Annotated in this window: 5 protein-coding genes and 2 pseudogenes; 5 read left to right on the forward strand and 2 right to left on the reverse strand. The window is 40.8% G+C overall.

Going from position 1 to position 4705, the window contains the following annotated elements; all coding sequences use genetic code 11:
- Positions 1-1083, forward strand: a pseudogene (locus ACFIKO_RS08670) (DUF4815 domain-containing protein); the annotation flags it as partial.
- Between the two features lie 13 nt (positions 1084-1096).
- Complete coding sequence (locus tag ACFIKO_RS08675; RefSeq protein ID WP_375673801.1) at positions 1097-2209, forward strand: Bgr_08870 family protein; 1113 nt, start codon at positions 1097-1099, stop codon at positions 2207-2209.
- Positions 2210-2330: 121 nt separating this feature from the next.
- On the opposite strand, the gene ACFIKO_RS08680 is transcribed toward ACFIKO_RS08675, so the two are convergent.
- Positions 2331-2702 (reverse strand): type II toxin-antitoxin system HigA family antitoxin, encoded by a 372-nt coding sequence (locus ACFIKO_RS08680; RefSeq protein ID WP_375620553.1) that lies wholly within the window; start codon positions 2700-2702, stop codon positions 2331-2333.
- 118 nt (positions 2703-2820) lie between these two features.
- On the opposite strand from ACFIKO_RS08680, the gene ACFIKO_RS08685 reads away from it, so the two are divergent.
- Positions 2821-3096 (forward strand): type II toxin-antitoxin system RelE/ParE family toxin, encoded by a 276-nt coding sequence (locus ACFIKO_RS08685; protein WP_375620552.1) that lies wholly within the window; start codon positions 2821-2823, stop codon positions 3094-3096.
- A 30-nt stretch (positions 3097-3126) separates the two neighbouring features.
- Positions 3127-3456 carry a HigA family addiction module antitoxin gene (locus tag ACFIKO_RS08690; RefSeq protein ID WP_375620551.1) on the forward strand — a complete coding sequence of 110 codons (330 nt, stop codon included), beginning with the start codon at positions 3127-3129 and terminating at the stop codon, positions 3454-3456.
- A gap of 58 nt (positions 3457-3514) precedes the next feature.
- On the opposite strand, the gene ACFIKO_RS08695 is transcribed toward ACFIKO_RS08690, so the two are convergent.
- Positions 3515-4015: a Rha family transcriptional regulator gene (locus ACFIKO_RS08695; RefSeq protein ID WP_375673802.1), complete on the reverse strand. Its 501-nt coding sequence runs from the start codon at positions 4013-4015 to the stop codon at positions 3515-3517.
- A 472-nt stretch (positions 4016-4487) separates the two neighbouring features.
- Between ACFIKO_RS08695 and ACFIKO_RS08700 the strand changes: the two are divergent.
- Positions 4488-4705: pseudogene (locus tag ACFIKO_RS08700) on the forward strand (phage tail protein); the annotation flags it as partial.

Consider the following 4705-nt stretch of genomic DNA (forward strand, 5'->3'; position numbering starts at 1 on the left):
TTTACCGGTCAAGGTGTGATTGATGTGAAAGTGATGCGGCGCACCACCACGGTGAAGATATGGACGCAAGTGGACCCGCAAGCGCAAGTCTTTACCCCCGATGAAACACGGCAAATCACCGGTATTGACTTTCATCTTTGCAAAATCGGCAATCAAAACCATGATCTGGTGATTGATTTGGTCACCACAGAAAACGGTTATCCGACCGCCGATATTCAAGCGCAAAGCTTTTATTCTATGAAGGGCGCAAAGGCAGGTTGGGCAGAGGCACGCTATGATGTACCACTGTTAGTTCCCGATGACCGCTTAACGGCTTTCGTTATCAAGACAGATGATGCTGATCATTCCGTCTCTTTAGCAAAGCTTGGGGATTTTGATGCAGAACACCAGAGATACGTCTCGAGCCACCCTTACGTGACCGGTCCACGCTTTTCTTCTGTCAATGCGCAAAGCTGGACAGCCCATCAAGATGAGGCTTTAGCCTTTCGAGTACTGGCAGCACGCTACACACAAACAGAAAAAACCATTGATCTTGGCACTTTTAATCTTGTGGACTGCTCTGATTTACAAGTGCGTGCAGCGATTGAATTGCCTTCAAGCGATTGTTCTGTCATCTTTGAAATTGAACGAAACAACGGCACGGTTTATCAACTGCTACCCTTTCAATTGCTAAGCCTTACTGAATATATCAGTGAAAAGGTAAAGCTCCGCGCCATTCTCAAAGGGACAGAGAAGCTCTCACCGGTTTTGTTTGCTCCTGTTCAATTGATTGCAGGAAAGATTCATAAAACAGCCACTTATGTCACCCGTGCTTTTGCCTTTGGCGAAAAGGCAAGGTTAACGAGCTATATCAAAACATTTTTACCAGGCGGTGCAACCTTTACACTCGAGATGCAACTGGATGATGGGGCGTTTGTTCCTTTGAAACTCGACGAAACAGAGCAACTCGCTGAACCGCTTTGGACAGAGCGCAAATTTATCAGTGGTGACAAAACAGCCAAACAAGCACGCTTAAAATTGACCCTTACCGGCGGACCAGCAGCGCGGTCCATGGTGAGTGATTTTGGCGCCGGCATATTATGAGGGGAGAACAGAGATGACCAAAACCAAAAAACTCGACATGGAATTGCCTAAAGAAGGTCGCTTTATCAGTTCTGAATTCCCAATCTTGCGGGAAAACTTGACCAAAATTGATCAAGCCATAATGGAAGTTGAGGAAAAGGTAGAGGGAAAAGCGCCTGCAAAACACACCCATAGCATAAGTGAAGTTGCAGATCTTGAAGCAGCTCTCAAAGGCAAAATGGCAGCCGATAAAACCTTCTCATTTGCTGATTTAAGTGATATCGAGGGGGCAAAAGATGCCGCCAATAATTATGTTCTCTATAAATCAAGCAATAATAACTTCACCTTTGGCAGTGCTGTCTCTCTATTAGGCGCACATCAACATAAAACCGAAGATATCGTGGGGCTCGATGACTTTAGAGCCAAGCTTAATGAAGATCTCACAGCCTATGGTCGCCTACAACAAGCCAATGAATGGAAAAATTACAACACATTTAACAGAAAAGTCACCATGGGTGACGACTTGGAGATCTTGGGCAATTTATCATCTGATTTCTTCAGTCGTCCGAAAAGGAAAGTGGTTACCCGTTTAAGCGCAAATGAAAGTACGCTTAAAGGACCGCTTAAAGTTGATGGTGATCTTGTCTATACCAAGAGCGAAATTGATGCTTTGCTGGACGCGCTAAACAATAGCATGCCAGTAGGAACTGTAATTTATTATCCTGCACTAACAGTTCCAAAGGGATGGTTAAAAGCAAATGGTGCGCTCATTTCACGGAGCGACTATGCACAACTTTTTGCGGTTATAGGCACGACTTATGGTGCTGGCGACGGCAAAACTACCTTTCGCTTGCCAGATTTAAGAGGGGAGTTCCTACGGGGAGTTGATGATAAACGTAATATTGACCCTAATAGAACCATTGGATCACAGCAAGGCGACGCTATCCGTAACATTACAGGCGAATTGAATTTTGATGCCAAGGCTAGAGTTGCAAGTGGCGCTTTTAAATATGGTGGGTTTTCTAATAGCAGCAATACTTCTTCTGGTTCATCCTCAACCATAAAGTTTGACGCATCTAGAAGCGTACCAACCGCAAATGAAAATCGTCCTCGGAATATAGCGCTGTTAGCGCTTATTCGCTATTAAAGCATGCCGAACATGAAACAGATGTTAGCAAAGTTCCGGGACTTCACACTGTTTAATCTCTTCCTCACTCTGAAGGGATAATGTTTTATGAAATACTAGATAAATAATGACATCCCCTGCTTTAAACATGTTGATCACTATTCAAAATGTCATCTAAACCACGATCTAAATCGTCTAATATATTTTGCGGTGCATCTGCATAAACAAAAGATTGTACACGAGAACGCGCTTTTATTAATTCATGATATAAATCAACAGGAAGCAGATCTTTAGCACTTAAGTTCATTTGTTCCATTCTAAATTTAATAGCCTCAATAGGATGAGGAGAAGAAATAGGATAATGTTCTGTTTCATAAGCTTCAATTAACAAAACAAGAGTTTTCATTCTATCAAATTCTGGAGTATTAACTTCTGGCTGCTTATCAAACATTGCAGACACAACTTCTAAAGCTTCTTGGTAATCTCTCTCTGTACAAATTGGTTTGATATTCATTTCTTAAATTCTTTTAGTTCTACAGTATTCCATTAACAATATTTAACTGTAACATTTTTGTTGACAATTGTCACTTAATATATTACATCTTATTTAAAATAAAGTTGTTGAGTTTGCTATGATCAAAACATTTAAAAATAAAGACCTACAATCTCTCTGGGAAACAGGAAAAAGTAAGATTGATAGCAGGCTTCATCAGCGTATTATTCGCCGTCTGGATACTCTTGACGCAGCTTCTCAAGTTAGTGATATCAATGTACCAGGTTATAATTTTCATATGCTTAAAGGCTTTACTCCAACTCGCTACACAATTCATATCAATGGTCCTTGGTGTATCACTTTTGAATTTAAAGACAGACACGTTTACCATGTTGATCTAGAGCAATACCACTGAAGGTTTTAAGATTTGTAAAGGAAACTATCCATGACCACACGTAATCCTAATCGTTGTCCTTCTCATCCAGGAGAAATTTTAGCTGAATCCTTAGAACATTTAAATGCAAGCAAAACCGAAATTGCTAGGATTCTTCAAATATCACGCCAGCACTTGCACGGTATCCTTAAAGGAGAACGTCCAGTCACAGCCGTAACAGCAGCTCGCATTGGTAAATTGTTAGGAAATGGACCAGCCCTTTGGCTACAGCTTCAAGCCAATTATGATACATGGCATGCCTTGAGGGACATTGATGTCTCTTCTATTCCAACACTAAAAGTTAGTAAAAAAGCAGATGTGCAAATGGAGCATAGCCGTTAAGAAAGAAATCGCATACCTCCCCGCCTCAAAGACGAGGAGATAAATCGTGTTTTTAAAGTTAAGCAGCTTTTACAACAGGGCTTGCTAAAACTCGCTTAGCTTCTTTTGTAACTGATTTGTAATGATCAAGCTCTTTTTCGAGGTCATTTGCATCCAACAAACGTCTCATCATCAATCCTAAAATTTCTCCAACACCAGCAGGTTTTTTAAAACACTCATAAGAAAATAATTCATAATCGACAGCTTGTTTTTTTAAATCATAGAAAGCTTTAACGAGTGCTTTTTTAAATGCACGCACCATATCATTGTTACGCATATAGGTCATGAGTAAGGTTGCTTGTGGTTCATTAAGGATAGCAACTTCTCTCTTTTGACCACCTTTACCATCTCTTTTACTCACTTGGATTTCAAATCCGAGTGAACCAAATTCCTCAAAATCCTTACGATTATTGCGTACTAACTGTATAACTGTTTTATGCGTATTCCCCACACCCTCTGCAATTTTTAAAGAAGTTGTAACAGCAATACCAGCATTGTTGATTGTCACTAAATTGTTCATGATTAACTCCTAATGGTTTTAATGTCTCTATTGACACCCCCAAGGGTGCCGGGCGTTAGAAACACGGCCATTAGTCCGTCGCTATGTCTTCCCCTCGTGAGAAGGTATTGTATAGCATAGCTACACCCGACAAAATCGTTATATGCCAATAATAGCATAAAAGACAATCAGTATTTTAAATGCATGGGAGAGATCTTACGTGACCTATCCGCTAATGGTTTAGTGTTTCTAGCACTTGTGATTCGAATAACATGAGGGTTTATTAGTGTCAATATGCTTTTAAAAAATTATTTCACATATTGTTGTTTTCAAAGGATCGCATTTGAAATGCTACCCTTTACTATTCACTCGCATTTGAAATGCGAGTGAACCAAAATCCTTATGATTTGCTGTTTTAAAGGGTGCGATTTCAAATCCAACTCTCATTTTTCCCATTCATTTCATTAGCCAACCATTTAAAGGAGCATAAAGTATGGCAACAGGTTTTCTACACGGTGTTGAAGTTGTCGAGGTTGACGACGGCACCCGACCCCTTCGCGCGGTACAATCGGCAGTTATCGGAATTGTTGGCACAGCACCTGATGCTGATGACCGAGCATTTCCCCTTAATACGCCAGTTTTGGTAACAGGCTCTCTTTCACAAGCAGCTAAACTGGATAAAACAGGCAAGCGTCAAGGCACCTTACCCAA

Origin of the sequence: Bartonella sp. TS82HLJMH, assembly GCF_042193495.1 — a bacterium.
Lineage (GTDB): Bacteria > Pseudomonadota > Alphaproteobacteria > Rhizobiales > Rhizobiaceae > Bartonella > Bartonella grahamii.